Origin of the sequence: uncultured Amaricoccus sp. (genome assembly GCF_937858865.1) — a bacterium.
GTDB lineage: Bacteria > Pseudomonadota > Alphaproteobacteria > Rhodobacterales > Rhodobacteraceae > Amaricoccus.
In genome coordinates, this window is sequence record NZ_CALLYO010000645.1 from 1 (window position 1) to 3,285 (window position 3,285).

Here is a 3,285-nt window from a genome sequence, read left to right on the forward strand (position 1 = left end):
GCTCTGCCGCAGCCGCGTGCAGTGCTGGTGGTGTCGGCGCATTGGTTCATCGGCGCGACCGCCGTGACCGCGATGGCGCGGCCGCGCACTATCCATGACTTCTATGGCTTCCCCGACGAGCTGTTCGCCTTCGACTATCCCGCACCGGGCCTGCCGGAGTTGGCAGGTGAAGTGGCGGAAGTCGTCAAGCCGCACTGGGTCGGTGCGGACCGTGATCAATGGGGGTTGGACCACGGCACCTGGAGCGTGCTTGCGCACCTGTTCCCCCAAGCCGATGTTCCCGTCGTGCAGCTGTCGATCAACGCGCTCAAGCCGCTCGACTATCACATCGAGCTTGCCACGAAGCTGAGCAAGCTGCGCGAACGTGGCGTCATGATCATCTCGAGCGGCAACGTGGTGCACAACCTCAGCCGCATCGAATGGAACCGTCCTGACGCCGGTACCGACTGGGCCCGCCGCTTCGACGACATGGTCGCCCGCCAGATGACCGAGGCGCCCGCCGACATTCTGAAGTCCCTGGAGCATCCCGACTTCGATCTGGCGGTACCCACCCCCGACCACTTCATTCCGTTGCTCTACACCGCCGGGCTCGCGGCCGCGGGAACCGATGCTCAGGCCCTGCTGCGCGGCTATGCCATGGGATCGCTCTCGATGAGCTGCTACGGCGTCGGCATGGACGGCGTGATCTGCGAAGTGGGCGACGGCGCTGCCCAGCTGCCCCACGGGGTGCCGCCCGATCAAACCAACAGCTGAGACTGGCGATCGCGCCGAGCGGTCGAACGAGGCCCACCCGCTGGATGTGCTTCCGATGCCCGGCGAACCCGGAGCCAGTCTGGGGAGCAGACTTCTTCCACTTCGGATGCAATCATCTTCCCGGCGGCTGGATTATCATTCCACCTGAACAGGTCCATGTTCTCCCCACAGACGACGCGGATGCGCGTCCCCCTCAAGGAGAACCGACATGAACATTTCTATTCTCGGCACCGGCAACATGGCCACCGGCCTCGCCGTGCTCTTCGCCAAGGCCAGTCACACCGTCACCCTTGGATCGCGCGACGCCGAGAAGGCGAAGACGGTCGCCAACACAGTCGGCAACGGCATTGCCGGTGCGGAGCTCGCCGACGCGGCAGGCAAGGCTGATCTGTTGGTGCTGGCGGTGCCGTTCGACGCTGCCGCGGAGGTCATCCGCGCCGCAGGCGATCTCACGGGAAAAACCGTCGTCGACATCACCAACCCGATGACCGCCGACTACTCCGCTCTGACCATCGGCCACACCACCAGCGCCGCCGAAGAAATCCAGAAGCTCGCGCCCACGGCCAAGGTCGTGAAGGCCTTCAACACCGTCTTCGCCTCCGTGCTCCAGGCCGATGGCAAGGCAGCGGGCCGGCCCGCCACCGTTTTCGTAGCCGGTGACGACGCTGACGCGCGCAAGACCGTCTCTGACCTTGCCATCAGCGCCGGGCTCGAGGCGATCGAAACCGGCGGGCTCGCTTCCGCCCGGTACCTCGAGCCAGTCGCCGGCCTCAATATCGCGCTCGGCTACGGCCTCGGCCACGGCACCGACATCGCCCCGACCTGGCAGCGCGCTGCCTGAGCTCATCTCACACAAACAAGGATCACGATCATGACCTACGCCACCGCCTCTGACGCAGCCCGTCCGTCCTTCGTTGCCGGCGTCAGCAACGCCGATCTCGCCGCGCTCCTTCTGCGCGTCTCGATCGGCATCCTCTTCCTCGCTCATGCTGGGCTGAAGCTCTTCGTCTTCACGCCGGCCGGGACGGCCGGCTTCTTCGAGAGCCTCGGCTTCCCCGGGCCGCTCGCCTATCTCGTCATTGCCGCCGAGTTGCTCGGAGGCGTCGCGCTGATCCTCGGCGTCTGGACGCGCGGGGTCTCGCTGGCGCTGATCCCGGTTCTGCTCGGCTCGATCTACGCCCCGCACGGCGCGGCCGGGTTCTTCTTCTCCAACGAGGGCGGCGGCTGGGAGTTTCCGGCCTTCTGGGCAATCGCGCTGGTCGTCCAGGCAATGCTCGGCGACGGCGCCTACGCGCTCCGGCGCGGCCGGGCCTGACCTTCAGCCATCATCAGCCGCGGCCGGTTCGCCCTTGGCCGCGGCAGGTATCTTGCAACATCCGTCGAGGACAGAGACATGCTGGTGAATGGCAAATGGACGGCCGAGTGGCACCCGGTTCAGGCCAAGGACGAGAAAGGCGGCTTCGTCCGTCAGACCTCGAGCTTCCGCAACTGGGTCACGCCCGACGGAAGTGCTGGGCCGACCGGCGCGGGCGGCTTTGCGGCTGAAGCGGGACGCTACCACCTTTACGTCGCGCTGATCTGTCCCTGGGCCTCGCGCACGTTGATCGGCCGCAAGCTGAAAAAGCTCGACGATGTGATCTCGCTCTCGGTCGTCGAGCCGGCGCTGACCGACCAAGGCTGGCGCTTCGGCGACTACCCGGGGTCCGACCGCGACGAGCTGAACCGCGCCACTTATGTGCACGAAATCTACACGCGCGCGGACCCGGCTTTCACCGGACGGGCGACGGTACCGGTGCTGTGGGACAAGCAGCGCGGAACGATCGTCAGCAATGAGTCCGCGGACATCCTCCGGATGCTGAACGGCGGCTTCGGGGCGCTTGCCGACGAGACCGTCGATCTCTATCCAGCCCACCTGCGCGACGCGATCGACTCTCTGAACGCACGCATCTACCCGAGCCTCAACAACGGGGTTTACCGGGCCGGGTTCGGGACGACCCAGGTGGCATACGAGGAGGCCGTCGCGGATGTCTTCGCCATGCTCGACGAGCTCGAGCAGCGCCTCGTCGACGGACGGGCCTTCCTGTTCGGCGACGAGCTGACGGAGGCGGACATCCGACTGTTCGTGACCCTGGTTCGGTTCGATCCGGCCTATTATGGGCTGTTCAGGACAAACCTGCGGCGGCTCGCCGACTATCCGCGGCTCAGCGCCTACCTCGAGCGGGCGCTCGCAGTCCCCGGCGTGCGCGAGACAGTGAACCTGAACCACATCAAGCGCGGCTACTACTCCATCAAAGCGCTGAACCCGAGCGGCATCGTGCCCACCGGGCCTGAGCTCGCCTGGGCCGCGTGACCCTGGCGCTCAGGGCGAGACCTGCGTCGTGCCGCGGCGGTGTCATGCAGGTACCTCTTCACGGGTCGCGGAAGCCGCCCCCAGGTGGCCGGACGGGCCGCTCAGAAATCGGTCTCAAGGTAAACGCCGGCGCAGTCGAAGGCGACGGCGGCCGCGGTGGCGCCGTTGTTCATGAAGAGCCG

The 3,285-nt window shown here is 66.5% G+C and carries 3 protein-coding genes and 1 pseudogene; all 4 read left to right on the forward strand.

The window, feature by feature from the left end; genetic code table 11:
• A partial coding sequence (gene ygiD / locus Q0112_RS19250; RefSeq protein ID WP_297977714.1) for a 4,5-DOPA dioxygenase extradiol occupies positions 1-753 on the forward strand: 753 nt, incomplete at its 5' end.
• A gap of 205 nt (positions 754-958) precedes the next feature.
• Positions 959-1,594: pseudogene (locus Q0112_RS19255) on the forward strand (NADPH-dependent F420 reductase); the annotation flags it as partial.
• Between the two features lie 30 nt (positions 1,595-1,624).
• A complete protein-coding gene (locus tag Q0112_RS19260; RefSeq protein WP_297977715.1) occupies positions 1,625-2,068 on the forward strand; it encodes a DoxX family protein in 444 nt (147 codons plus the stop codon).
• A gap of 78 nt (positions 2,069-2,146) precedes the next feature.
• Positions 2,147-3,103, forward strand: coding sequence for a glutathione S-transferase family protein (locus Q0112_RS19265; protein WP_297977716.1), 957 nt, complete (start codon positions 2,147-2,149; stop codon positions 3,101-3,103).
• Positions 3,104-3,285: the final 182 nt, after the last annotated feature.